Annotated in this window: 23 protein-coding genes; 16 read left to right on the top strand and 7 right to left on the bottom strand. The window is 65.5% G+C overall.

What is annotated here, in order from left to right:
- Window positions 1-2: 2 nt before the first annotated feature.
- The 3 genes from FGS76_RS15210 (at window position 3) to FGS76_RS15200 (ending at window position 4082) form a co-directional block, all read left to right on the top strand.
- Window positions 3-2477: a TonB-dependent receptor plug domain-containing protein gene (locus FGS76_RS15210; RefSeq protein WP_138773488.1), complete on the top strand. Its 2475-nt coding sequence runs from the start codon at window positions 3-5 to the stop codon at window positions 2475-2477.
- On the top strand, window positions 2474-3598 hold the full coding sequence (locus tag FGS76_RS15205) for a cytochrome-c peroxidase (RefSeq protein WP_138773487.1): 1125 nt from the start codon (window positions 2474-2476) through the stop codon (window positions 3596-3598). The genes FGS76_RS15210 and FGS76_RS15205 overlap by 4 nt, the downstream gene beginning before the upstream one ends.
- A 136-nt stretch (window positions 3599-3734) precedes the next feature.
- Window positions 3735-4082, top strand: coding sequence for a hypothetical protein (locus FGS76_RS15200; protein ID WP_138773486.1), 348 nt, complete (start codon window positions 3735-3737; stop codon window positions 4080-4082).
- A gap of 118 nt (window positions 4083-4200) precedes the next feature.
- On the opposite strand, the gene FGS76_RS15195 is transcribed toward FGS76_RS15200, so the two are convergent.
- The 4 genes from FGS76_RS15195 to FGS76_RS15180 are packed head-to-tail and all read right to left on the bottom strand — an operon-like array spanning window position 4201 to window position 7838.
- Window positions 4201-4794 carry a hypothetical protein gene (locus FGS76_RS15195; RefSeq protein WP_138773485.1) on the bottom strand — a complete coding sequence of 198 codons (594 nt, stop codon included), beginning with the start codon at window positions 4792-4794 and terminating at the stop codon, window positions 4201-4203.
- A gap of 18 nt (window positions 4795-4812) precedes the next feature.
- Window positions 4813-6246, bottom strand: a complete 1434-nt coding sequence (locus FGS76_RS15190; protein ID WP_138773484.1) for a GTPase/DUF3482 domain-containing protein — start codon at window positions 6244-6246, stop codon at window positions 4813-4815.
- The gene (locus FGS76_RS15185) at window positions 6243-7580 is read right to left on the bottom strand and encodes a DUF2868 domain-containing protein (protein WP_138773483.1); all 1338 of its coding nucleotides are present in this window, start codon (window positions 7578-7580) and stop codon (window positions 6243-6245) included. Before FGS76_RS15185 ends, FGS76_RS15190 begins: the two co-directional genes overlap by 4 nt.
- On the bottom strand, window positions 7581-7838 hold the full coding sequence (locus FGS76_RS15180; RefSeq protein WP_138773482.1) for a hypothetical protein: 258 nt from the start codon (window positions 7836-7838) through the stop codon (window positions 7581-7583).
- A gap of 141 nt (window positions 7839-7979) precedes the next feature.
- On the opposite strand from FGS76_RS15180, the gene FGS76_RS15175 reads away from it, so the two are divergent.
- From FGS76_RS15175 to FGS76_RS15145, 7 genes are all read left to right on the top strand, one after another.
- Window positions 7980-8744 (top strand): ATP-binding protein, encoded by a 765-nt coding sequence (locus FGS76_RS15175; RefSeq protein ID WP_138773481.1) that lies wholly within the window; start codon window positions 7980-7982, stop codon window positions 8742-8744.
- Between the two features lie 209 nt (window positions 8745-8953).
- Window positions 8954-11752, top strand: a complete 2799-nt coding sequence (locus FGS76_RS15170; protein WP_138773480.1) for a monovalent cation/H+ antiporter subunit A — start codon at window positions 8954-8956, stop codon at window positions 11750-11752.
- Entirely contained in the window at window positions 11752-12087 is a 336-nt protein-coding gene (locus FGS76_RS15165; protein ID WP_138773479.1) for a Na+/H+ antiporter subunit C, read from the top strand. The genes FGS76_RS15170 and FGS76_RS15165 overlap by 1 nt, the downstream gene beginning before the upstream one ends.
- Complete coding sequence (locus tag FGS76_RS15160; RefSeq protein WP_138773478.1) at window positions 12087-13568, top strand: monovalent cation/H+ antiporter subunit D; 1482 nt, start codon at window positions 12087-12089, stop codon at window positions 13566-13568. Before FGS76_RS15165 ends, FGS76_RS15160 begins: the two co-directional genes overlap by 1 nt.
- On the top strand, window positions 13565-14050 hold the full coding sequence (locus FGS76_RS15155; protein ID WP_138773477.1) for a Na+/H+ antiporter subunit E: 486 nt from the start codon (window positions 13565-13567) through the stop codon (window positions 14048-14050). The genes FGS76_RS15160 and FGS76_RS15155 overlap by 4 nt, the downstream gene beginning before the upstream one ends.
- Window positions 14044-14313, top strand: a complete 270-nt coding sequence (locus FGS76_RS15150) for a K+/H+ antiporter subunit F (RefSeq protein ID WP_138773476.1) — start codon at window positions 14044-14046, stop codon at window positions 14311-14313. The genes FGS76_RS15155 and FGS76_RS15150 overlap by 7 nt, the downstream gene beginning before the upstream one ends.
- Window positions 14314-14330: 17 nt before the next feature.
- On the top strand, window positions 14331-14663 hold the full coding sequence (locus FGS76_RS15145) for a Na+/H+ antiporter subunit G (protein WP_138773475.1): 333 nt from the start codon (window positions 14331-14333) through the stop codon (window positions 14661-14663).
- A gap of 568 nt (window positions 14664-15231) precedes the next feature.
- Here the strand turns inward: FGS76_RS15145 and yihA are convergent.
- Window positions 15232-15867: a ribosome biogenesis GTP-binding protein YihA/YsxC gene (gene yihA, locus FGS76_RS15140; protein ID WP_138773474.1), complete on the bottom strand. Its 636-nt coding sequence runs from the start codon at window positions 15865-15867 to the stop codon at window positions 15232-15234.
- Between the two features lie 217 nt (window positions 15868-16084).
- On the opposite strand from yihA, the gene FGS76_RS15135 reads away from it, so the two are divergent.
- The 4 genes from FGS76_RS15135 to FGS76_RS15120 all read left to right on the top strand — a co-directional run bounded on the left by FGS76_RS15135 (window position 16085) and on the right by FGS76_RS15120 (window position 18809).
- Entirely contained in the window at window positions 16085-16381 is a 297-nt protein-coding gene (locus FGS76_RS15135; protein WP_138773473.1) for a c-type cytochrome, read from the top strand.
- A 24-nt stretch (window positions 16382-16405) separates the two neighbouring features.
- Window positions 16406-17059, top strand: coding sequence for a c-type cytochrome (locus FGS76_RS15130; protein ID WP_138773472.1), 654 nt, complete (start codon window positions 16406-16408; stop codon window positions 17057-17059).
- A 183-nt stretch (window positions 17060-17242) separates the two neighbouring features.
- Window positions 17243-17890 carry a thiol:disulfide interchange protein DsbA/DsbL gene (locus FGS76_RS15125; RefSeq protein WP_138773471.1) on the top strand — a complete coding sequence of 216 codons (648 nt, stop codon included), beginning with the start codon at window positions 17243-17245 and terminating at the stop codon, window positions 17888-17890.
- Between the two features lie 19 nt (window positions 17891-17909).
- Window positions 17910-18809 (top strand): endonuclease/exonuclease/phosphatase family protein, encoded by a 900-nt coding sequence (locus FGS76_RS15120; protein ID WP_138773470.1) that lies wholly within the window; start codon window positions 17910-17912, stop codon window positions 18807-18809.
- A 6-nt stretch (window positions 18810-18815) separates the two neighbouring features.
- Here the strand turns inward: FGS76_RS15120 and FGS76_RS15115 are convergent, their stop codons facing one another.
- Window positions 18816-20003, bottom strand: a complete 1188-nt coding sequence (locus FGS76_RS15115; protein WP_138773469.1) for a helix-turn-helix transcriptional regulator — start codon at window positions 20001-20003, stop codon at window positions 18816-18818.
- A 177-nt stretch (window positions 20004-20180) separates the two neighbouring features.
- On the opposite strand from FGS76_RS15115, the gene FGS76_RS15110 reads away from it, so the two are divergent.
- Window positions 20181-20525 (top strand): gamma-glutamylcyclotransferase family protein, encoded by a 345-nt coding sequence (locus tag FGS76_RS15110; protein ID WP_240692570.1) that lies wholly within the window; start codon window positions 20181-20183, stop codon window positions 20523-20525.
- Here the strand turns inward: FGS76_RS15110 and FGS76_RS15105 are convergent.
- Window positions 20519-21871, bottom strand: coding sequence for a deoxyguanosinetriphosphate triphosphohydrolase (locus tag FGS76_RS15105; protein ID WP_138773467.1), 1353 nt, complete (start codon window positions 21869-21871; stop codon window positions 20519-20521). The genes FGS76_RS15110 and FGS76_RS15105 overlap by 7 nt on opposite strands.
- Window positions 21872-22048: 177 nt before the next feature.
- Here FGS76_RS15105 and FGS76_RS15100 point away from each other — a divergent pair, with 177 nt between their 5' ends.
- Window positions 22049-22723, top strand: coding sequence for a type 1 glutamine amidotransferase domain-containing protein (locus FGS76_RS15100; protein ID WP_138773466.1), 675 nt, complete (start codon window positions 22049-22051; stop codon window positions 22721-22723).
- Window positions 22724-22732: the final 9 nt, after the last annotated feature.

Raw genomic sequence — 22732 nt, 5'->3', positions numbered from 1 at the left:
TCATGACTGACTACTCTTTTTGGCCGGCGGCACTGACCGCCGGCCTGTTTTTTTTCGTGCTCTCCGCCCACGCCGAGGACGACGTGGAAACCCTCAATCCGGTCTATGTGCACGGCGACGGCGCCGCCCAGCCGGTGACCACCGAGCCGGAGGGCAGCTACCGGCTGGACCGGCACATGCTGGACGACTATGGCAGCGCCAACGGCAGCGTTACGGAAGCCCTGGAGGTGTTGCCCAATATTCAGTTCAGCGAGGATCGTTATAAACCGGAAAGCCTCTACGATCTGAAACCGGCATCGATTTCCATTTCCGGCGGCCGTGCCTACGAGAATAACTTCCAGCTGGATGGCGTGGACATCAACAGCCGGCTCGATCCACTGGCGGACAAGCCCAACTCGATCACCGACGTGCCCGGCCATGAGCAGTCGCTGTTTATTGACGAGGACATGCTGGAATCGGTGACCGTCTACGACAGCAACGTGCCGGCGCGCTTCGGTAATTTCACCGGCGGCGTGGTGGACATGAAAACCCGCCGTGCCGGCCAGGGGCCGCGGCGGGTCAATCTGTCCTACAGCACCACCCGTTCCGATTGGGTGGACTACCGGGTGTTCCACCATGTGCCGGACGACGCCGAGAACCCCAAGGAGCCGCCGGAGCCGGACTCCTTCAAGCGCGAACGGATGGGCATCAGCGTGGACCAGCCGCTGGCCGGTGGGCGCGGCGTTTATCTGGGTGCCACCCGCTCCTATTCGCGCAACCCGGATGTGTCGCTGGGCGAGATCAAGGATCAGGAACAGGAGAACCTGGGGCTTAGCGGCCGCTTCTACACGCCGGTATGGGACCAGGGCTGGCTGGACCTGGGGCTGGCGGTGGCGCCCTACAAAGGTGAGTACTTTATCAAGGACGCCAAGGACAGTGACTTCAGCGTGCGCGGCGGTGGCCTAACCGGCAACGGCAAGCTGTCCTGGCTCACCGACCGCCACGACATCACCGCCCGCCTGGCGGTGTCGTTAAGCGAGAACAGTCGTCGCTCCCCGCAACACTTTTTCAACTGGCAAAACAGCCCGAGCCGCCACTGGGGCATCGAAAATGATCTGGCTTTCAGTCGCCAGGGCGGCTTCGGTGACCTGGACCGCGAGCAGCAACGCTACACCTTCGGCTTGGACGCCCAGCGCCAGCCGGTCCGCTGGCTGGGGCGCCGCTGGAACCTGGAGTACGGCGTCGACCTGAGTTATGTGCGGGTGATCGAGGACCGGCCGGCCACCTCCTACATTTACCAGAACGGCATCGTCAACACGGAGATCCAATGCCGGGGCGTCAGCCTGGATTGCGTGGACGGCGAGCAATTCTTTTCCACCCGCAATGTGTACGCGGCCCACGACCTGGACGTGGGCCTGGCCCAGGCCGCCGCCTACACCGAAGCCTCTACCCATTGGGGGCGGGTCAAGACGGTGTTCGGTGCCCGCTACGATTACGATGATTTTCTCGGCAACCTTAATTTTTCCCCGCGCTTTCGCGGCGCCTTCGATATGTTCGGCAATGGCCGCACCAACCTGACCTTCGGCGCCAACCGTTACTACGGCGCGCCGCTGCTTTCCTACAAACTGCGCGAAGCACGCCAGCCCCACTACACGGAATACCGGGGTTCCGTGGCCAACGTGGTGGGCGACTGGGAAAGCGATTCCGGCGGCGCCCGCACCCGCTATGTGTTCTCGGACCTGAATACGCCCTACAGCGACGAACTTTCCGTGGGCCTGAAGCAGGCATTCCTGGGCGGCATTGTTGATCTGAAATACGTGCACCGGGAAGGCCGCGACGAACTCTCCCAGCAACGCACGGACATCCAGGAAGATGGCTTCGAACTGTACCGGCTCAGCAACGACGGCAGCAGTCGTTACCAGGGCATTTCCCTGGCCTGGTACCGCACCTTCGGCCGTTACCATCTGGGGCTGAGCACCACCTGGTCGGAGGCGGAAACCTCCAACTCGGACTACGACGTAAGCGCCGATAATCCGCTCGCCGATGAATACATCTATTACCGGGGCAAGCGCATGCGCCAGGGCGAACTGGAGCAGGTCCGCTATGACTACAACCGCCCTCTGGTCGCCACCGTCAGCCTGGCGGCGGATCTCCATCGCAACCTGCGCGCCAGCCTGGTCACCACCTGGCGGGATGAGCAACGCTATATCGCCAACTCCGGCCGCTCGCAAAAGGGCGAAACCATTACCTTGCCGAATGGCCAGACGGTGACCGAATCCCTGCCGGTGTACGAGGACCGGCAGCGGCCGGCCACCTGGATCAGCAATCTGAAACTGACCTGGCAGGTCACCCGTAAGCCGGGTCTGGTGCTGGACGCGCAGATCAACAATGTGTTCAACGCGCGCACCTACACCGCCGATGACGGTAACCCCAACACCTATGATTCCGGCATCGAGATTGGCCGCAATTACTGGCTGGGTATGAAGGTGCGGCTATGACGTTGAGGTTGCGGTGGGCGGCGGTGGGTGGTTTGCTCGGTGCGATGTTACCGGCCTTGGCGTTGGCCGCCGACGCCTGCCCCGATGCCAACGCGGATCGTCTGGACCGTTACCGCGCCGGGCCGGCCTGCTGGCCGGCGATCCAGGTGGACGCCAGTGTGGACGCGCGGCCGCTGGGGCCGCTGCCGCCCACGCCGAAAGTGGACCGGGCGCTGCGCGACCTGGGCGAAACCCTGTTCTTCGATCCGCGCCTGTCCGGTTCCGGACAGATCGCCTGTGCCTCCTGCCACGATCCGGAATGGGGCTGGGCGGATGGCCGCCAGGTGCCCTACGGCCACGACCGTCAACGGGGCCGGCGCAATACGCCCAGCGTCGCCAACGCGGCCTTTCAGCAGGCCCAGTTCTGGGACGGCCGCGCCGCCACCCTGCGCGAGCAGGTGCTGATGCCCATCGCCAATCCGGAGGAGATGCACGGCACGCCGGACGGGGCGGTGGCATCGATCAACGCGGTGCCCGGTTACGCCCCCCTGGTCCGCGATGCCTTTGGCGAAGCCACCCTGAACCCGGAGCGGCTGGCCGACGCCCTGGCCGCCTATCTGACCACGGTGGTCACCGGCCCCACCCGCTTCGACCTGTTTTACGGCGGCGATGCGGACGCCCTCAGCGAAGCGGAGATTCGTGGCCTGGATCTGTTCCGCACCAGCGCCGGCTGCATGAACTGCCACCACGGCCCGTTGTTCACCGACGGTCAGTTCCACAACCTGGGGCTGCATTTCTACGGTCGCAAAAACGAGGACCAGGGCCGTTATGCCGCCACCGGCCGCAAGCAGGATATGGGCGCCTTCAAGACCCCGGGCCTGCGCAACGTGATGGCCACCGCGCCCTGGATGCACAACGGCAAGTTCACAAAGATGCACGGCATCCTCTCCCTCTATAACGCCGGCGGCGTGCATCCACGCCCCAAGGGCGCCGAGCAGGATGATCCGTTGTTTCCGGTGACCAGCCCGTTGCTCAAACCGCTTCGGCTGAGCCAGACCGATCTCGCCGACCTGGAAGCTTTTCTGCACAGCCTGGACAACCAAAAAACACCGTACTTCAAGATTCCGGATCTGCCGCGATAGCGGCGAGGATTATGCGGGAATGGGTAACGATCGGCCGGCCGCCTGTGCAATGGTTCTCAAAATATAAACAAAAATTTGTAATGCAAAAAAATATTCATTTCATAAGGGGGGGGGTGGTTAATGACAAGGAGAGAAAATGGCCCTTTCAATGGAAGAAAAACAGCGTTACCACGATTTAATACAATCTATATGGTCAGGGTCGGTGAGTTCTTCGCCGAGCCAGATTACCGAAGCTGTAGCGGATATCGTTGATTCCGTTCTCAATCAATCTTACCAGTGCTCAGAGAACTTTTCTGGAACCTTGAGTTTTTTAGCGGTGATCGGAGGCGCTTGGATATTGCCACGAAATATTGTTAAGCACTATTTCGAAGCCTTGAATACCTGGTTGTCCGCGGTCGAAGGGAGTGTTACCTACCGAGCCTGCTTGAGTCAGGCCGCTTTGAACTGGAAAAGCCCGCTGGTACTTGCTCTTATGGGCCTGTGAGATATGGATTTTCTTAGGGTTTGTTTCTGGATTCTCGCCGCGATAAGCACGGTCTGGTACTTCAAGGACCGGGATAGCTGGGTGTTCCGCGCTTCCTCGGCGGCGGCCACGATCTTGATCACCTTCCTGCTTTTTCGGAGGATATTGAGTTGATCGTGGCCGTTTGAAAGAGTTGGAGGGCTTCGGCTTCACCCATCAAAAGATCAATGTAGTGCGTTTTCTTATTCGTAAAAAGCATAGTGCGATATCCTGCGGAGTTCTTCGTGGTCCGCAGGTACAGCGAAGAACCTCCGATCTTCCTTACGCGGATTTCCGGAGGGAGCACCGTGGTGGATTTCTTCCCTGGCTCTATCGAAGGAAGGAGAATTTTTTTGGCTCGTTGTGCTTCAGTATGGCCATCTTTGTACAGCGCGGACTCTTTCTCGCTGAGCGTTCTGTGAGTGAGCGTATTCCCGTTCGCGTACTGGACGATAACGATGCCGTCACGGTGAGCGATGGTTTCCAGGCCGTGTTCGGGTAGGAGTAGCCTCAATGGGCCAAGCACGACTTTGAGGGGGGCGGGCAGAGCTGGTGCCTCGATATCAGGCGGGCCGGGTTGCTCCTTGGAGGCGGCGTTGGCCAGAGCTGGAAAAACAAATAAAAAAAGTAGCGTACTTGTTGCCATGATCCAGGCGTGTAGGCTTTTCCGTGGAATCCATCCCATCTGTTTCAAACCTCATTCGTAACCAGATTATTCGGAATCTTCATTGCCGCTTCGCCATTGCAGAAAAGCGCCGCCGGCGTTTTCCACCGCCTGTTCCAGGGCCTGGCGGCGTTTGCCGTCGCTGGGGTGGCGGGGCGGGTTTTGCAGGGCTTTTTGCAGGCGCTGGCGGTCGGCGCGGGGCAGTTGTTCGAGCCAGTGCCGGTCGCCGTGGTCCAGGGTCAGGGGGGCGCGGCCGGCGTGGTTGCGGTGGCTGACCTGGAACCAGTGCTCCAGGGCGCGGCCCAGCACCACATAGCCGAACTGCGGGTCGCGCACCGGGCCGAATTCCGCCCGGCGGCCGCCGCCGGCCAGGGGTGCCAGCAGTTTCAGGGCGCCCAGTTTGTCGGCGTACTTGCCGCCGTAGTAGAGGCTGCCGGCGGCGCCCAGCACGCCGCCGATCAGGGCGCCGGTGCCCAGGGAGTGGCCGGCGGCCAGGGCGTCGATGCCGGCACCGCCGAGGGCGCCGGCGCCGAAGCCGGCGGTGGCCAGGTAGGTGCGGCTCACGCCCCAGGCCCGGCGCGCCTGGTCGCTGAACAGGTCCTGGCCCGGTTCCCAGTCCAGCGCCTGTTCCCGCCGGTGCAGATGGCGGTGGCGGTAGAGGGCTTCCACGTCCCGACGCAGGCTCTGTTCGCGTTGCCGCTGGCGGTCCCGCCAGCGGCGGGCCAGGTCATGTTCCAGGGCGTCGCGGTTGTCGTGCTCGCCGAAGCGGGCGCTTTCCGCGTGGGTGAGCATGTCCGCCAGGGCCTCGGCGATCAGGGCCAGGGCGCGGTGCTGGCGGTGGTGCCGCTGGTCGCGCAGATGGTTCGCCGCCTCTTCCAGGGGGCCTTCCCAGTCCGGTGCCAGCTGGCCAAAGCCGCGCAGCAGGCTCAGGTGGGTGTCGAAGGGCGCGTTGACCGCGTCGAAGTCGCGCACGATCTGGAAGTACTGGCCCAGGGCGGCGCGCCAGTCGGCCAGGTGATCGCCGTCGCCGATGCGGTTGATCAGCGCCAGGCTGGGGCGGCCGGTCCAGCGCAGGATCTCCATTTCCGCTTCCTGTTCCGGGCTGTAGGGCACGGCGCCGTCCACCACATAGAGAATGCCGGCGCCCTCCAGGATCGGCGTGAGCAGTTCGCATTCATCGTGGAAGCGTGGGTCGTCCCGGTGCTGGGTGACGAAGGCGCGCACCGTTTCCGGCCGGTCCGAGGCGCTGGCGCTGTGCGCCTGCAGCCAGGCCAGCACCCTGCGCGGGCGCTGGAAGCCGGGGGTGTCGATCAGCTCGTAGAGAACATGGCCGTCCACGCTTAACGGATAGCGGTGGCTGTCCCGGGTGGTGCCGGGCTCCAGGGCGATGGCGATGCCGTCGTTCTGGGCCAGGGTGGCGACGATGCTCGACTTGCCCTTGTTGGGGTGGCCGACCACGGCGAAGCGGGGTGGGGCGGTCATGGCGTGGCGGCCTCCCGGTCCGGCGCCAGCGGCGGGCACAGTTGCAGGGCCGGGTCCTGGCGGCGGGCGAGAAAGCGCTGCCAGGGGGCCAGGGCCTGGTCGTCGGTGGCCAGGGGTTGCAGCAGGATCGGGGTGGCCGGGCCCCAGTGGGCGCGGGCGTCATCGAGAAAATCGGCCAGATCGCCGGTGGGCGGTTCCCAGGCGCGCACCAGAATCACCACCGGGCGGCCGCCGTCGGCCCGGTTCAGGGTGTCGCGGTCCTGCTCCAGGGTGGCGGCGCCACCGGCGTCCAATATTGGCACCTCGCCCACCAGGTGGCGGACCAGGTCGCCGTCGCCGGCGCCGGCCCAGCGAATCAGGGTGCCGGTGTCCGCCGGCGGGGGCGGTGCCGGGGCCGCCGCCGGGGTGGTCAGGGGCGTGGCGGCGGGGGCCTCGTCGCCGCTGTCCACCCAGGGGGTGGCGAAGCGTTCGCGCAGGGCGGCCACGCCGGGATGGTCGCGCAGCAGGCGCCGGGCCCGGCGGCGCAGGTGCGCCTGGGCGAGCAGCAGCAGGGCCAGCCGGGGCATCACCACATAGGTGAGCCAGGTCATCACCAGAAATGGCCACCAGCCGCCAAGCAACGCCGGGTCCGCCGGCGCGCCGCTCTCCAGCCGGAAGTAGCGGGATTGGGCCACCAGCTCCAGGCCCGGCACCGCCCCGGGCAGCCAGCCGCGCCAGGGCCAGGCCAGGGTTTCCACCAGGCGGTGATAGGCCGGCGCCGAGGTTTGCAGGGTGGTGCTCCAGCCGAACGCCAGGTCGCGCACCAGAATCTGGGCCAGCAGGGTGAGCAGGGCGGTGACCGCGAACGCCAGGCCGCCGGTCTGGGCGGCGCGGGCCGCCAGCTGCGGTTGCAGTTGGCGCAGCGCCGGGGCGCCCTGCTCGGGGCCGCCCCGGCCCAGCAGCCCGCCCCAGGGACGCCAGCCCACCAGGGCCTGGCCGGTGGTGGCCAGCGCCAGCAGCAGCTGCATCAGTACCAGCGCCAGAAACAGGGTCACGTTGATGCGCGCCGGGCCGGTGACATACAGCAGGCCGAGCATGGTCAGCACGCCGAGCACGCCACCGGCCAGCAGCAGACCGCCGTTCAGGCGCCGCCAGCGGCGCAGGGAGGTGGTGTCGTGGCGGCCGTTGCCCACCGCGTGCAGCCACTCCGCCAGGGACGGCGGGGTGGCGCCGGCCTGTTCACGCACCAGGGCCAGGCGGCGGTCCCGCCGGTGCAGAAAGGCCGGGGTCTGGTCACGGTCGCGGCGGTATTGGGCGTCGAAATCCAGCAGCAGACGCAGGGGTGACGATGACAATTAGCGCGTCTCCTTGCCCTCGGGCAGGGTGTAGTGAACGTTTTCCTGGCCACAGGCGTGGCAGGCATTGCCGAATTTGCCCACCGGTTCACCGGCGCGGTCGTAGCCGATCACCGGACGATATTCCATGGTGCACATCTGCGGGCGTGACTCCGGGCAGACCCGGGCTTCCTCGGGTAACTGAGCGGCGGGCTGTTGGGCACAGCCGCTGGCCAGGGCGGCCAGCGCGAGCAGCAGCGGGGGCAGTAAACGGGGCATCGAACTCTCCTTATTGCGATCAGGCATCCATGGTACCGCGTGGGCGGACGTTTGGGGGCCACCGTTTGCGCACGGGTGCCAAGACAAGCCCGTTGACCTTATCATTGGGCCCCGATACCCAGGTAAAGAGGACTCCGGAGCATGAACGAGGTGGATTGGCGAAACGAAGTGGCGGCCATCTGGCGGTCCCGTCAGCAGCGGCTGCGTCCGGTGCGCAATCTGGACCCGGTGCGCCTGGACGACCTGCTGGGTATCGAAACCCAGAAAGCCAAGCTGATCCAGAACACCGAACGTTTTCTGGCCGGCAAGCCCGCCAACCACGCGCTGCTGTGGGGCAGCCGGGGCACCGGCAAATCGTCGCTGGTGAAGGCGCTGCTCAATGCCTACGCGGCCAACGGCCTGCGTGTTATCGAGGTGGAAAAGCACGACCTGGTGGACCTGCCGGAGATCGTTGACGACATCCGCGAGCGGGCCCAGCGTTTCGTGATCTATTGCGATGACCTGGCCTTCGAGGACGGCGACAACCAATACAAGCACCTGAAAAGCGTGCTGGAGGGGTCCCTGGAATTGCCGCCGGCCAACGTCAAGCTGTACGCCACCAGCAACCGCCGCCACCTGGTCAGTGAGTACCGGTCGGACAACGACCAGAGCCGGGTGGTGGGCACCGAGATGCATCACGGCGACGTGGTGGAGGAGAAGATCTCTCTGGCGGACCGCTTCGGCCTGTCGCTGAGCTTCTACCCGATCAACGAGGAACGCTATTTCGAGATGGTGGACCACCTGTTCGGCCCGGTGGCCGACCCGGAGACGTTGCATATCCGCGCGCGCCGTTTCTCCATGGAGCGGGGCGTGCGCTCCGGGCGCACCGCCCGTCAGTTTTACAACCAGTTCATCGGCGAGTTCTGACAGCGGCCGGCACTCATGGCATACTGAGGCTTCATTTCGTCAGAGTCTCGTCCATGGAGCGCCATTCGCCCCACAATCGGATGATGATCACGCCCGCGCACTGTCCACGACGCGGGCGCCGCCCCTATTTCCCCGACCCGCCCCGTTGTCGCTGAGCCTCGACCTGTTAAGCTCAAAGCGGCCTTGCCGCGACGGATAACGGAACTTCTATGACTCTCGCTATTCTGGTGCTGCTGCCCTTTCTGGGAGCGGTGCTGCCCCCCCTGGCCGAGCGTCTGGGCGCCTCGCGCACGGTGCTGTCGCTGAGCGCCGCCCTGATGCCCGCGCTGGCGCTGGTGTTGCTGATCGGCCCGGCCGGGGCGGTGTTCGACGGGCAGACCGTGCATGCCCTGGTGCCCTGGGTGCCGAGCCTGGGCCTGGAGCTGGCTTTCCGGCTGGATGGCCTGGCGCTGCTGTTCGCCTTGCTGGTGCTGGGCATTGGTCTGCTGGTGATTCTCTACGCCCGCTACTACCTGTCCGCCAAGGAAAAGGCGGGCCGCTTCTTCGCTTTCCTGTTGCTGTTCATGGGCGCCATGCTGGGCGTGGTGACCAGCGACAACCTGCTGCTGCTGGTGCTGTTCTGGGAGCTGACCAGCCTCAGTTCCTTCCTGCTGATCGGCTTCTGGTCCCACCAGAGCACCGCCCGCAAGGGCGCGCGCATGGCGATGACCATCACCGGCATGGGCGGGCTGGCGCTGCTCGCCGGGGTGCTGCTGATCGGCCAGGTGGTGGGCAGCTATTCCCTGGGGGACGCCCTGGCCAGTGGCGACGCAATCCGTGCCAGCGGGCTCTATCCGCTGATTCTGGGGCTGGTGTTGCTGGGCATCTTCACCAAGAGTGCCCAGTTCCCGTTCCACTTCTGGTTGCCCCATGCCATGGCGGCGCCCACGCCTGTGAGCGCTTACTTACATTCCGCCACCATGGTCAAGGCCGGGGTCTTCCTGCTGGCCCGCTTCTACCCGATGCTGGCCGGCACCGACCTGTGGTTCGATGTGGTCTCCCTGGCCGGCATGATCACCCTGCTGTGGGGGGCGGCGGCGGCCCTGTTCCAGCACGATCTGAAGGGCCTGCTGGCGTATTCCACCATCAGCCACCTGGGCCTGATCACCCTGCTGTTCGGCCTCAATACCGAGCTGGCGGCGGTGGCGGCGGTGTTCCACATCATCAACCACGCCACCTTCAAGGCCAGCCTGTTCATGGCCGCCGGCATCATCGACCACGAGACCGGCACCCGCGACATGCGCCGCATCAACGGCCTGTGGAAGTACATGCCCTACACCGCGGTGCTGGCCATGGTGGCTTCGGCGGCCATGGCCGGGGTGCCGCTGCTGAACGGCTTCCTGTCCAAGGAAATGTTCTTCGCCGAGACCCTGGAATCCGGCCGGCTGGGCGCCATGAGCTGGGTGCTGCCGCTGGGCGCCACCCTGGGCGGGGTGTTCTCGGTGGCCTATTCGGCGCGCTTTATCCACGACGTGTTCTTTAACGGCGAGCCGGTCAACCTGCCCAAGTTTCCGCCCCATGAGCCGCCCCGCTATATGAAGGTGCCGGTGGAGATTCTGGTGGCCCTGTGCGTGGCGGTGGGGGTGTTGCCGTCGATCACCGTGTCCGGCCTGCTGGCGGTGGCGGCCAGCGCCACCCTGGGCGGCGATCTGCCGGCCTACCATCTGTCCATCTGGCACGGCTTCAACCTGCCGCTGCTGATGAGCGTGGTGGCCCTGCTCGGGGGCGTGGCGGTGTACAGCCAGCGGAACTGGCTGTTCCGGCAGTACGAGCGCTTGCCGGAGATCAACGCCAACCTGATTTTCGAGGGCCGCATGCAGAGGCTGGTGCGGGCCGCCTCGGCGCTCAGCGACACCCTGCGCAATGGCTCGCTGCAAAGCTACGCGGCCTGGTTGCTGGCGCTGGTGGCGTTGGTGCTGCTGGTGTACCTGTCGCCGGCGGTGCTGGACGGGCAGCGTCAGCTGCTGCCGCTGGATGGGGTATCGCTGCTGGCCGGCGCCATGCTGGTGGTGGCGGCGCTGATCACCGCCATTCTGCATCGCCACCGGATGACGGCGATCATGTCCCTGAGCGCGGTGGGCCTGGTGGTGTCCCTGGCGTTCGTGCGGCTGTCGGCGCCGGATCTGGCGCTGACCCAGCTGTCGGTGGAAATCGTCACCCTGCTGCTGCTGATGCTGGCCATGTATTTCCTGCCGGTGCGCACTCAGATGGAGTCCGGCTGGCCGAGGGTGCTCCGTGACATGGTGCTGGCGGTGGTGATCGGCGGCGGCGTGGGGGTGATGGCGTTCGCCATGATGACCAGCGACTTCCAGTCGATCAGCGGCTACTTCCTGGACAACGCCAAATCCGGCGGCGGTGGCACCAATGTGGTCAACGTGATCCTGGTGGACTTCCGGGGCTTCGATACCTTCGGTGAGATCACCGTGCTGGGCATCGCCGCCCTGGGCATCTACGCGCTGCTGCGCGATCTGGACCTGCGCTCCGCGTCCAGTGATTCCCTGGGCCGGCCCTGGGCGCGCGATGCCCATCCGCTGGTGCTGGTGACCATCTCCCGGCCGCTGCTGCCCCTGGCGCTGCTGATCTCGGTGTACATCTTCCTGCGCGGCCACAATCTGCCCGGCGGCGGTTTCATCGCCGGGCTGATCACCTCGGTGGCGCTGCTGCTGCAATACGTGGCCTCCGGGGTGGCCTGGGTGCACCGGCGCCTGCCCGGCGACTACCACCCGGTGGTGGCGGTGGGCTTGTTGCTGGCCGGTATCACCGGCGTGGCATCCTGGTTCTTCGGCCATCCGTTCCTGACCAGCACCTTTGACTACCTGTACTGGCCCCTGGTGGGCAAGTTCGAGGTGGCCAGTGCCATGCTGTTCGACATTGGCGTGTTCCTGACCGTGGTCGGCGCCACCCTGTTGATGCTCGCCAACCTGGGCAAGCTGTCCATGCTGGATGACAAAGCGAAGGAGGGTGCCTGATGGAAGCCTTGGTTGCCGTCATGATCGCGGTGCTGGTGGGCACCGGCGTCTACCTGGTGCTGCGCGCGCGCACCTTCCCGGTGATTCTGGGCATTACCCTGCTCAGCTACGGGGTCAATCTGTTCGTATTCATCTCCGGCCGTCTGGCCGTGAACCAGCCGGCCATTGTCGGTAACGGGCCGGCCTCCGACCCGCTGCCCCAGGCACTGGTGCTGACCGCCATCGTGATCGGCTTCGCCATGACCGCCTTCCTGGTGGTGCTGGCCCTGCGCGGCCAGGGCGAAACCGGCACCGACCATGTGGACGGCAAACGCGACGACGGAGGGGAGGGCTGATGGAACATCTGATCATCGCGCCGATTCTGATCCCCGCCTTCGCCGGCATGTTGCTGCTGCTGGAGGTGCGCGAGCATCAGCCGCTGCGCCGCTTCACCGGCATGCTGTCGGTGCTGGCCCTGGTGCCGGTGGCGCTGGCGCTCTACCAGCAGGCCGCCGGCGGCGAGATTCAGGTCTACCGGCTGGGGGACTGGGCGGCGCCGTTCGGCATTGTGCTGGTGCTCGACAAGCTCAGTGCTCTGATGGTGCTGCTGTGCACCGCGCTGGCGGTGCCGGCGCTGCTCTATGCCTGCCGGGCGGACGACAAGCGCGGCGCCAACTTCCATGCCCTGTTCCAGTTCCAGCTGATGGGCATCAACGGCGCCTTCCTCACCGGTGACCTGTTCAACCTGTTCGTGTTCTTCGAGGTGCTGCTGATTGCCTCCTACGGGCTGGTCCTGCACGGGCGCGGCCCGGCCCGGGTACGCGCCGGCATCCATTACGTGGTGCTCAACCTGATCGGCTCGGCGCTGTTCCTGGTGGCGCTGGGGTTGGTGTACGGCACCACCGGCACGCTCAACATGGCGGACTTCGCGGTCAAGGTGAACCAGCTCGACGGCGGCGCCCTGGAACTGGCTCGCATCGGCGGGCTGTTGATGTGGGTGGTGTTCGGCCTCAAGGCGGCGCTGTTCCCGCTCTACTTCTGGCTGCCGGCGGCCTACGCCAACGCCACCGCCGGGGTGGCGGCGTTGTTCGCCATCATGACCAAGGTGGGGGTTTATTCGGTGGCGCGGGTTTACGGCCTGGCCTTCGCCGACGGTGCCCTGGCCGGGCTTGGCCGCGATGCGCTCTGGGTGATGGCCCTGCTGACCCTGGTGCTGGCCGCCATCGGCGTGCTTGGTGCCCGGCGCCTGGGCGAGGTGGTGGCCTATATGGTGGTAATGTCGGTGGGCACCCTGATGGCCGGCCTGGCGTGGGCCACCCCGGAGTCGTTCGGCGCCATGCTCTATTACCTGATCCACACCACCCTGGTCAGCGGCGGGCTGTTCCTGCTCGCCGACCTGGTGGCCCGGGGCCGTGGCAAGCTCGGTGATCAACTGGTGGCCGGGCCGGCGCCCGCCGGCCGCGCCGGTCTCGGCGTGCTGTTCTTTATCGGCGCGGTGGCGGTGATCGGGCTGCCGCCGCTGTCCGGCTTCATGGGCAAGGTGGCCCTGCTGCAAACGGTGCCGGCGCCGTTGTACTGGCTGTTCCTGCTGGGCGGCGGCTTGCTGGCCCTGGTGGGGATGAGCCGCGCCGGCTCCACCCTGTTCTGGCGCGCCACCGGTGACGGCGCCGAGCGCCGGGTGGACCGGCCCCGTCTGGCGGCCACCCTGCTGCTGCTGGCCGCCGCGCCGCTGCTGGCGATCTGGGCGGAGCCGGTGCTGCGCGCCACCGTGGCGGTGGCGGCGCAGTGGGCGCAGCCGGAGCTTTACATCGACGCGGTGCTGGGAGGAGGAGTATGAGACGCCTGTTACCGTTTCCGATGCTGAGCCTGCTGCTGTGGCTGAGCTGGCTGCTGCTGAATGGCTTTTCCTGGGGCCACGGCCTACTGGGCCTGGTGCTGGCGGTGGTGCTGCCCCTGGGCACCCGGCCGTTCTGGCCGAATGTGCCGCACCTGCGCAATTTCCCCAAGCTGGTGCGGTTCGTGCTGGTGGTGCACTGGGACATCATCACCGCCAACGTGGCGGTGGCGCGGCTGATCCTGCGCTCGCCGCGCAAGCTGCGGCCGGCGTTCGTGGAGTTGCCCCTGGACCTGGAGGACGACTTCGCCATCACCCTGCTGACCAGCACCATCTCGTTGACGCCGGGCACGGTCAGCGCCGATGTCAGCGAGGATCACCGCACGCTGCTGATCCATACCCTGGATATGGAAGACGAGGCGGCCTTGGTGGCGCAGATCAAGCAGCGCTATGAGCGGCCCTTGAAGGAGATTTTCGAATGCTAGAGATCGCCCTGCCCATTGGTTTCGGCCTGATCGTGGCGGCCCTGGTGCTCAATCTGTACAGGCTGCTGCGCGGACCCACCCTGCCGGACCGGGCCCTGGCGCTGGACACCATGTACATCAACGCCATCGCCCTGATCGTGCTGTACGGCATCGCCAACAACAGCAAGCTGTATTTCGAGGCCGGCATGCTGATCGCCCTGATCGGCTTCGTCAGCACCGTGGCGGTGGCCAAATACATGACCCGCGGCGACATCATCGAGTAGCGGTACGGGAGAACGTTATGGATACCCTGGTTGAGTTTCTGGTCAGCGCCGCCATTCTGGTGGGCGGTGTGTTCGCCCTGATCGGGTCCATCGGGCTGGCGCGGCTGCCGGATTTCTATCTCAGGCTGCATGGCCCCACCAAGGCCACCACCCTGGGCGTGGGCGGCACCATCTTCGCTTCGCTGCTGTTCTTCTCATGGCAGGAGCAGGGATTGAGGCTGCAGGAGCTGCTGATCGTGCTGTTCCTGTTCATTACCGCGCCGGTGTCGGCGCACATGCTGGCCAAGGCGGCCATGCACCGTCAGCTGCGCCACCGGGAAGACACCCGGGGCCGGCCCTGGAAGCAGTAACGGGAGCAGTAAAAACAGGCGTTGGGAAAAGACGGCGCGCGAGCGCGCCGGAGCTTGGATTCGAGAGAAAAGATGAAATTTGTAAAACGTGAGATTACCGGGAAACTTTTTTGAATGGCGGCCGGTCCTAACTAATGGCTGCGGACCGGTACCCCCGATCCCCCAGTACCCTCACCGGTTCGTAGCTTCTGGACACCCCAGCCTCTCCCCCAGGAGGCTGGGGCGGCAAGCCTCCCTGGCAGCGCAGTCGTTCCCTTCCCCCCACTTGCTGCCAGGGATTTTTTTTGCCTGTCGAAACAGGCTTCCCCCCCTTCGGTGTTCCGTTCTCGGCGTATTCCACCCATTACCCGGGTGACTTCCGGCCATGTCCCCACATGCCCGGGCTGCCTTTGCCACTAAATAAGCAAACCCCGTGCCGCCTTTACGGCGCAGCTTCGTATTCCTTTAAAAACAGGTGCTTACGATAGGGGAGGCGAGAGGGCGCCGCCTTGACGGTCATCAATATAGTGCCGAAAAGCGTCGGCATTGTGACAGGGTGGGGCAGTCGGGCGGTCTGGCCGTCCGGTGGTCAGCGTGCCGGTGTGTCGTCCGCCGGCACCCGCAGCCATTGGCCGAGCCGGGCCCAGGCCTCGTCGCAGCCGGTGCCGGCGGTGGCGGAGAACAGCTGGGCGGTGAGCGGCGCCGGATGATCCTTGAGGGTCTTGCGGACCTGCAGCAGGGTGCTCTTGGCGGCGCCGAACTTGAGCTTGTCGGCCTTGGTGATCAGCAGATGCAGGGGCATGCCGGCCTGGGCCGACCAGTCCAGGATCAGCTGGTCGAATTCCTTGAGCGGGTGGCGAATGTCCATCAGCAGCACCAGGCCGGTGAGGCAGCGGCGCCGGGCCAGGTAGTCGTCCAGGTGACGTTGCCACTGCAGCCGGGTCTGCTTGTCCACCTTGGCGTAACCGTAGCCGGGCAGATCCACCAGCCGGCGCTGCTCGTCCAGTTCGAAGAAGTTCAGCAGCTGGGTGCGGCCCGGGGTCTTGGACGTGCGGGCCAGGGAGCGCTGGCCGGTGAGCCGGTTGATGGCGCTGGATTTGCCGGCGTTGGAGCGCCCCGCGAACGCCACCTCGAAGCCTTCGTCCGGGGGGCATTGCTCCACGGTCTGGGCGCTTTTCAGGAACTGGGCCTGGTGCAGCAGGCGCTGGGTGGGGTCTTGGGGCATGGCCGGATCTCGCTGTGGGCCGGGGGCGGAAAACCCGCACCCTTAATAAGGCATATGACGGGAGCGGACCTCTGGTATATAATGCGCGCCGTCGCGCGTTCGCCGCGTGGCCGATGTTCTACAGGTCTTTGTCTTTAAAGGCAAATCAAAGACAACGCCGGGAACAAAGACGCAGAATAAAAGCCAGCATGTCGCCAGCTCCACGGGGAGATACCGCATGAAAGGTTTGATCGCAGGGCTTGCCCTGATGTTTACCTTGAGCCTGACCACCGGCGCCCAGGCCGATGCCGTTAAGGAACGGTACGATCAGAGTTGTACCTATTGTCACTCCAGCGGTGCCGCCGGCGCCCCCAAAACCGGTGACCAGGCTGCCTGGAAGCCGCGCCTGGAGAAGGGCATGGATACGCTGGTCAAGCACGTCAAAGAGGGCTACAACGCGATGCCGCCGGGCGGCATGTGCGGGGACTGCTCCGACGAGGAATATCGCGCTCTTATCGAATACATGTCGAAGTAAGTCGCTGTTTTTGAAGGAAAGGCCATGAAGTGTTTCAAGCTGATCGTGCTGCTGACCGCCATGGCGGTCGCTCCTTTCGCGCTGGCGCAGGGTAATGCCGAAGCCGGCCAGGAAAAATCCCAGACCTGCGCGGCCTGTCACGGGCCCGACGGCAATTCTCCGTCCGGTATGTACCCGAGCCTGGCGGGCCAGGGTGAGAAATATCTGGTGGAACAGCTCCACGCCTTCAAGTCCGGCGCCCGGGAAAACGCCATCATGCAGGGTCAGGTGGCCAATCTCAGCGACCAGGACATGCAGGACCTGGCGGTTTACTTCGCCAAGCAGGACATCACCACCGGCCAGGCCAGCCCGGACTGGGTTGAGCAGGGCGAACGCCTCTACCGGGGCGGTGACGTGAGCAAGGACATCCCCGCCTGTTCCGGCTGCCATGGCCCGGCGGGCCAGGGCGTCGACGCCGCCGGCTTCCCGGCGCTGGCCGGCCAGCACGCGGATTACGTGGAGGTGCAGCTGAAAGCCTTCCGCGCCGCCGGCAACGAGTCGATTGGCGATATGGCCAAGCGGAGCAACGATCCGCAGGCGATGATGCGCACCGTGGCGGGCAAGATGAGCGACGCCCAGATCAAGGCGGTGGCCAGCTTCGTGTCCGGTCTGTCCGAAGGTCAGGCGGCTGCGGAATAACCGCATTCGCCGGGCATAAAAAGGAAGGCAGCCAGTGGCTGCCTTTTTTTTGCACGATTTTTACGCAAACCCGGCGTGGGCAAGCGCCCCGCTAAGACGTCATAATGAAAAACCGGGCCGTGGGGAGCGTTTGCCGCTCCGCGCGGTCACAGAGTGGACCAAGTCGACAACAAGGAGAATTTCATGCTGCGGAAGCTCATGACAGCGATGGCGCTGCTGGGGGGGTTGGCCCTGGCCGGTACGTCGGTGGCCGCGGAATCCGGCGACCATGTGCGCTATGCGGAAGGGACCCATTACAAGATACTCGATGCCCAGGGCAATGTGGCCGAGCCGGGCAAGGTGGAAGTGCGGGAGTTCTTCTCCTACATCTGCCCCCATTGCTACGCCATGGAGCCGCTGGTGGACGATTGGCTGGAGAACAAGCCGGACAACGTGAACTACGTGCGTACCCCGGTCACCTTCCTGCGCAACGGCGAGCCGCTGGCCCGCGCCTACTATGTGGCCGAGGTGCTGGACATGGTGGACGAGGTGCACAAGCCGATCTTCGATGCCATCCACAAGCACCGGGAACCGCTGTTCACGCCCACCGCCCTGGCCGATTTCTTCGCCAAGTACGGTGTCGACAAGGACGAATTCAACCAGCTGTACGGCTCCTTCGGGGTGTCCACCAAGCTGCGTCAGGCCGATGCTCTGGCCCGCGACTATGAAATCCGTGGCGTGCCCTCCTTCGTGGTCAACGGCAAGTACCTGGTGCTGCGCGAAGGGCTGAAGAGCAACGAGGAAATGTTCGACGTCATCGATTATCTGGTGGCGAAAGAAAGCAAGCAGTAGCCGGAGGCGCCGAGGGTTCATGTTGCTGGACCGCGCACGCATCGCCTATCAAACCTGGAAGGCCCGCCCCGCGGGCTTTTCGTTTGCCCGTGAGGGACACCGCCGCACCCGGCGGGTGCGCGAGGTAACGCTGCCGGAAGACAGCATCAGACTGCTCAGCTTCAACATCCAGGCGGGCATCGGCACCAGTCGCTTCCGCGACTATGTGACCGGCAGCTGGAAGCACCTGGTGGCGCATCCGCGCAGTGTGGAAACCATCGAGCAGATCGCCCAGGTGGTGCGTAACTTCGACGTGGTCGGGCTCCAGGAAGTGGACGGCGGCAGCCTGCGCTCGCGCAACGTCAATCAGCTGGTGCACCTGGCCTCGATGGCGGACTTTCCGTTCTGGCACCAGCAGCTCAACCGCAATCTGGGGCGCCTGGGACAGTTCAGCAACGGCTTCCTGAGCCGCCTCACGCCGTTCGCGGTGGAGGATCACACCCTGCCCGGCCTGCCCGGCCGGGGCGCTATCCTGATCAAATTCGGGCACCCGGTGCAGCCGCTGGTGGTGGCGGTGGTGCATCTGGCCCTGGGTGAGAAAATGCGCAACACCCAGCTGGGCTATGTGACCAGGTTGCTGCGCCCCTACCGCTACGCGGTGGTGATGGGCGACTTCAACTGCCGGCTGGAACACCTCACCAACTCACCGATCGCCGAACTGGAGCTGCGTGCCCTGGAAGGCGACCTCTATACCTTCCCCAGTTGGGCCCCGGACCGGCACATCGACCACATTCTGATGTCGCCGGAGCTGGAAGTGCGCCACACCCGGGTACTCACCGACTGCCGGCTCTCCGACCATCTGCCGCTGGCCACCGAGATCCGCATCCCGGATGCGGTGCGTGCCGCCACCCTGGAATACCGTCTGCCGTTGATCGACTAGCGCCTGTTATGGCCCGCCATGGGGCAGGGTGATGGGCGCCGCTTCCGCCGGTCGCAGGGCCGGGGATTTGAGAATGCAGGCGGCCAGTTCGTTCTGCCGCGAGGTGCCGGTTTTGCGGAACACCGCCTTGAGCTGGGCACGCACGGTCTGCACCGAAACCCCCCGTGCCCGCGCCAGGCCGGCGAGATCGTGGCCCTCCGCCACGCCCCGGGCGATGCGGGCCTCCGCCGGGGTAAGGTCGAACAGGGCGGCCAGCTGGCTTTCGTCCACCCGGCCTTCCTGTTCCGGCAGATGGAAATAGACCAGCGCCCGGCCGCCGCCGGGCAGCAGGGCGCGCGCCACTTCCGGCGCCAACGGGCTGACCACGCACACCAACGGCCGCTGGCCCGGGCGCGGTATCGCCAGGGCGCCGCCGGCATGGCTCCAGCCCCGGCCGGCGCCGGCGAGCACGTCGTGCAGCAATTGCCGGAAGTGTTCCCGCAGCCGGGGCGGGCGCGGCGTCAGGCGGCCGTGGTGGTGGATCAGCTGCGGTTCATTGGCCACCAGGATGCGCGCCCGCTCGCACAGATACTCCACCCGGCCATGGGCGCCCACCACCGCGTAGGGCCGGCAACCGGCCACCGCCGCCGCCGTCCCCTGCCAGCGCAGCCGTTGCCCGTGGCGGTTGAGTTCGATGGCCCGGCGCACATGGGGCACCAGATGGTTGAACCAGGCGGTATCCGGTTGGTCGTAGGGGCCCTGGCCGCCGGTGCGCTGCACCAGCAGCTGGATGGTGTGGTCATGGTCCCGGTGGACGGTGCCGCAGACGCCGTGGTGAATATCCAGCTGCCGGGCCCAGTCGTTGTAGAACTCGGTGCCATAGAAGCGTTTCTGGCGGCAGGAAAAATCCAGGTAGGTGGAATAAAGGCGGCCGCTCGGTTTATCCCGCAACTCCGGGCGCCAGGGGCAGGCGTTGACGAAGTAGTCCACATAGTCGCGGTGGGCGGCGTCGTCGATGTTCACCTTGGCGCTGGAGATCACCTGCTCCGCCGCCGTATCCATGACCAGCAGCCGCGCCGAGCGCGAACGGCTCACGCGTACCAGCTGCTCCAGAAAGGCCGGCCAGCATTGCGGGTCCATGGGCGTGGCATAGAGCGTGTCCAGCAGACCCTCGTAGGCGGTCCCCCGGTATGGAAGTACATTGGATGCTTCCATGGTTTCCCCCAGATCGTCTTGTTCCCCGAAGGGAACTATGTCACAAACCGCTGAAGGCAACGACCGTGTGATATCAAAAAGCCACCAAGCGGTGTGGTCGGTTAACCGGCGGCAACCCGCCGTTAACGCGCCCCGGGTGGCTGGGGAGGAATCGTTGGGAGTGCTGGTCCGTTGAGAGTGTTTGTCTATGGCACCCTGCTGGCCGGGGAGTGCAACCACGGATGGCTGGCCGGGGGCCGTTACCTGGGGAACTGGACCACGGCGCCACGCTACCGGCTGGTGGATACCGGCCCCTATCCGGTGCTGGCCCTGGGCGGGCGCACCGCCGTGCGCGGCGAGGTGTATGCCATCAACCGTCTGATCCTGGACCAGCTGGATGTGCTGGAGGGATATCCCGCCGACTACGGCCGGGTGTTGATCCCCACCGGCTGGGGCCGCGCCTGGGTGTACCGCCGCCGGCGGGCGCCGGCCGCGCGGTTGCTGTTTGACGGCGACTGGCGCCGCCGGCCCTTCCCTCAGTAGCGGGTTTCGGCCATGCCCGAGAACTGCTTGGCCAGATAGGTGGCATAGTTGTCGGTCATGCCGGAAAGAAAGTCCAACGCCCGCATGATGCACTGGTAGACGCGCTCCCGGTCGTCCAGCGCCTCCAGGCCGTCCGGGAAACTGTGCCGGCCGATCAGGTCGATGATCCGTTCGTGCCGGTAATTGCGCGTCGTGCCCCGGGCATGGGACAGGGCCGCTTGCACCAGGCCGTCGAGCAGGGCGCCCATCACCTCGAAGGCGCCGATCTCCAGTTCGATCTTGCGCGGGTGCTCGAACACCTTGCCACGGGCCAGCTGCTTGGCGTTCTCCACCACATCGTGCACCGCCGGCTCGCAGTGGTGGAGCAGGTCGCCTTCCATGCGGCCCGCCAGCAGGGCGTCGTGGTTGGCCACGAACGCCTCCACGCCGGCCTCGATAAAGCGCTCGATGATCTTGCCGCGCAGCAGCGCCGCCTTGCGGCCGTCGCGCATTTCCGAGCGCACCAGCTGGCGCACCTCGGCGTTGTCGGGCAGCGCCGGAGACAGCAGCGCATAGACCTCGTCCCAGTGCAGCAGGTCCATTTCCAGGCCGTCTTCCAGGTCGATGATGGCGTAGCAGAAGTCGTCCGCCGCCTCCATCAGATAGGCCAGCGGATGCCGGCAATGACGCCCCGGCGCCAGCTGGTGCAGGCCGGTGGCCTGGCACACTTCGTTGAAGGCCGCCGCCTCGGACAGAAAAGCGCTGTATTTACCAGGTTTGGCGCCACTTTCCCCGGCCCGGGACGACAGCCAGGGGTATTTGAGAAAGGTGGCCAGGGTGGCATAGGTCAGGCGCATGCCATCGTCGTACTGGTGGTATTCGCTTTTGGTGAGAATGCGAAAGCCCTGGGCATTGCCCTCGAAATCGATCAGGTCGCTCTGCTGTTCCGGGGACAACAATTCCAGGTAGCGCTGGCCGCGCTCCTGGAACCAGGCGCGGATGGCGCGCTCACCGGTATGCCCGAACGGCGGGTTGCCGATATCGTGGGCCAGGCAGGCGGACTGCACGATGTCGCCCAGGTCGGTGGCGTTGACGCTGTCCGGCAGGTGGCCCAGCCGCGCCAGCCGCTCGCCGGCGCGGATGCCCAGGGTGCGGCCCACGCAGGACACTTCCAGGGAATGGGTCAGGCGGTTGTGCACATGGTCGTTGGTGGCCAGCGGATGCACCTGGGTTTTGCGCGCCAGACGCCGGAAGGCCCCGGAAAAGATGATCTTGTCGTGATCGCGGAGAAAGGCGGTGCGGCCGGTCTCGTCCTTGGCATCACGCCCGCCCAGGCGGGCCTTGTTGAGCAGCTGTTCCCAGTTCATCCGCGCCCTTGTCTGATTGCCGCTGAGGATCGGTGGCCGGCGGTACCCGTTGAAATAGGTGCCGCCGCCCCCAACGCTGTGGGTATTGATCCTATCTTGATGCGCAGCCTGTCAGCGTCAAGGGAAATCTGGACGGTGCCCGGCGCGGGCCACCGACAGACACAGCAAGGAGTCGTTATGAATCTGGACAAGCCGCTACTGATGCTGGTCACCAGCGCTTCGCAAATGGGCCAGGGCCAGCAAACCGGCCTGTGGCTGGAAGAATTCGCGGTGCCCTATCAGGTGTTCAAGGACAACAATATTCCGGTGCGGGTGGCCAGCCCCAGCGGTGGCAAGATCCCCATCGATCCCCGTTCGGTACCCGATGACGACCAGAAGGAAGCCTGGAAGGACGCCATCGCCGAGCTGCGGGACACCCGTCCCCTGGAGGAAATCTGGGAAGACGGCTTCGTGGCCGTGTTCGTACCCGGTGGCCACGGCGCCATGTTCGATATGCCCGACAATCCCCTGGTGGCCGGCGTACTGCAACGGACCTGGACCCAGGGCGGGGTGGTGGCCGCGGTCTGCCACGGCCCGGCGGCCCTGATCGGGGCCTGCGATGAGGACGGCGTGCCGCTGGTCAAGGGCCGCCGGGTATCCTGCTTCACCAACGAGGAGGAGCGGGAAGTAGGGCTTGAGGAGGTCATGCCCTTCCTGCTGGAAACCCGCCTGGAGGAACTGGGTGCCCGCATCGAGAACAAGGGCAAGTTCCAGGCCCAGGCGGTCACCGACGGGCGTCTGGTCACCGGCCAGAACCCTCCGTCCAGCAAGGTCACCGCCGAGGCGGTGGTTGAGGTGTTGTACTCCGAATAAGCGCGATGC

Origin of the sequence: Alloalcanivorax gelatiniphagus (assembly GCF_005938655.1) — a bacterium.
Taxonomy (GTDB): Bacteria; Pseudomonadota; Gammaproteobacteria; order Pseudomonadales; family Alcanivoracaceae; genus Alloalcanivorax; species Alloalcanivorax gelatiniphagus.
Note: the sequence above shows the minus strand (reverse complement) of the source record. Positions and strands in the feature narration are given on the sequence as shown.

What these genes read in the sequence shown, in the direction of transcription:
- FGS76_RS15210 (WP_138773488.1), top strand. Translation starts at nt 3, where the DNA reads ATGACTGACTACTCTTTTTGGCCGGCGGCACTGACCGCCGGCCTGTTT.
- FGS76_RS15205 (WP_138773487.1), top strand. Translation starts at nt 2,474, where the DNA reads ATGACGTTGAGGTTGCGGTGGGCGGCGGTGGGTGGTTTGCTCGGTGCG.
- FGS76_RS15200 (WP_138773486.1), top strand. Translation starts at nt 3,735, where the DNA reads ATGGCCCTTTCAATGGAAGAAAAACAGCGTTACCACGATTTAATACAA.
- FGS76_RS15190 (WP_138773484.1), bottom strand. Translation starts at nt 6,246, where the DNA reads ATGACCGCCCCACCCCGCTTCGCCGTGGTCGGCCACCCCAACAAGGGC.
- FGS76_RS15180 (WP_138773482.1), bottom strand. Translation starts at nt 7,838, where the DNA reads ATGCCCCGTTTACTGCCCCCGCTGCTGCTCGCGCTGGCCGCCCTGGCC.
- FGS76_RS15175 (WP_138773481.1), top strand. Translation starts at nt 7,980, where the DNA reads ATGAACGAGGTGGATTGGCGAAACGAAGTGGCGGCCATCTGGCGGTCC.
- FGS76_RS15170 (WP_138773480.1), top strand. Translation starts at nt 8,954, where the DNA reads ATGACTCTCGCTATTCTGGTGCTGCTGCCCTTTCTGGGAGCGGTGCTG.
- FGS76_RS15165 (WP_138773479.1), top strand. Translation starts at nt 11,752, where the DNA reads ATGGAAGCCTTGGTTGCCGTCATGATCGCGGTGCTGGTGGGCACCGGC.
- FGS76_RS15160 (WP_138773478.1), top strand. Translation starts at nt 12,087, where the DNA reads ATGGAACATCTGATCATCGCGCCGATTCTGATCCCCGCCTTCGCCGGC.
- FGS76_RS15155 (WP_138773477.1), top strand. Translation starts at nt 13,565, where the DNA reads ATGAGACGCCTGTTACCGTTTCCGATGCTGAGCCTGCTGCTGTGGCTG.
- FGS76_RS15150 (WP_138773476.1), top strand. Translation starts at nt 14,044, where the DNA reads ATGCTAGAGATCGCCCTGCCCATTGGTTTCGGCCTGATCGTGGCGGCC.
- FGS76_RS15145 (WP_138773475.1), top strand. Translation starts at nt 14,331, where the DNA reads ATGGATACCCTGGTTGAGTTTCTGGTCAGCGCCGCCATTCTGGTGGGC.
- yihA (WP_138773474.1), bottom strand. Translation starts at nt 15,867, where the DNA reads ATGCCCCAAGACCCCACCCAGCGCCTGCTGCACCAGGCCCAGTTCCTG.
- FGS76_RS15135 (WP_138773473.1), top strand. Translation starts at nt 16,085, where the DNA reads ATGAAAGGTTTGATCGCAGGGCTTGCCCTGATGTTTACCTTGAGCCTG.
- FGS76_RS15130 (WP_138773472.1), top strand. Translation starts at nt 16,406, where the DNA reads ATGAAGTGTTTCAAGCTGATCGTGCTGCTGACCGCCATGGCGGTCGCT.
- FGS76_RS15125 (WP_138773471.1), top strand. Translation starts at nt 17,243, where the DNA reads ATGCTGCGGAAGCTCATGACAGCGATGGCGCTGCTGGGGGGGTTGGCC.
- FGS76_RS15120 (WP_138773470.1), top strand. Translation starts at nt 17,910, where the DNA reads ATGTTGCTGGACCGCGCACGCATCGCCTATCAAACCTGGAAGGCCCGC.
- FGS76_RS15115 (WP_138773469.1), bottom strand. Translation starts at nt 20,003, where the DNA reads ATGGAAGCATCCAATGTACTTCCATACCGGGGGACCGCCTACGAGGGT.
- FGS76_RS15105 (WP_138773467.1), bottom strand. Translation starts at nt 21,871, where the DNA reads ATGAACTGGGAACAGCTGCTCAACAAGGCCCGCCTGGGCGGGCGTGAT.
- FGS76_RS15100 (WP_138773466.1), top strand. Translation starts at nt 22,049, where the DNA reads ATGAATCTGGACAAGCCGCTACTGATGCTGGTCACCAGCGCTTCGCAA.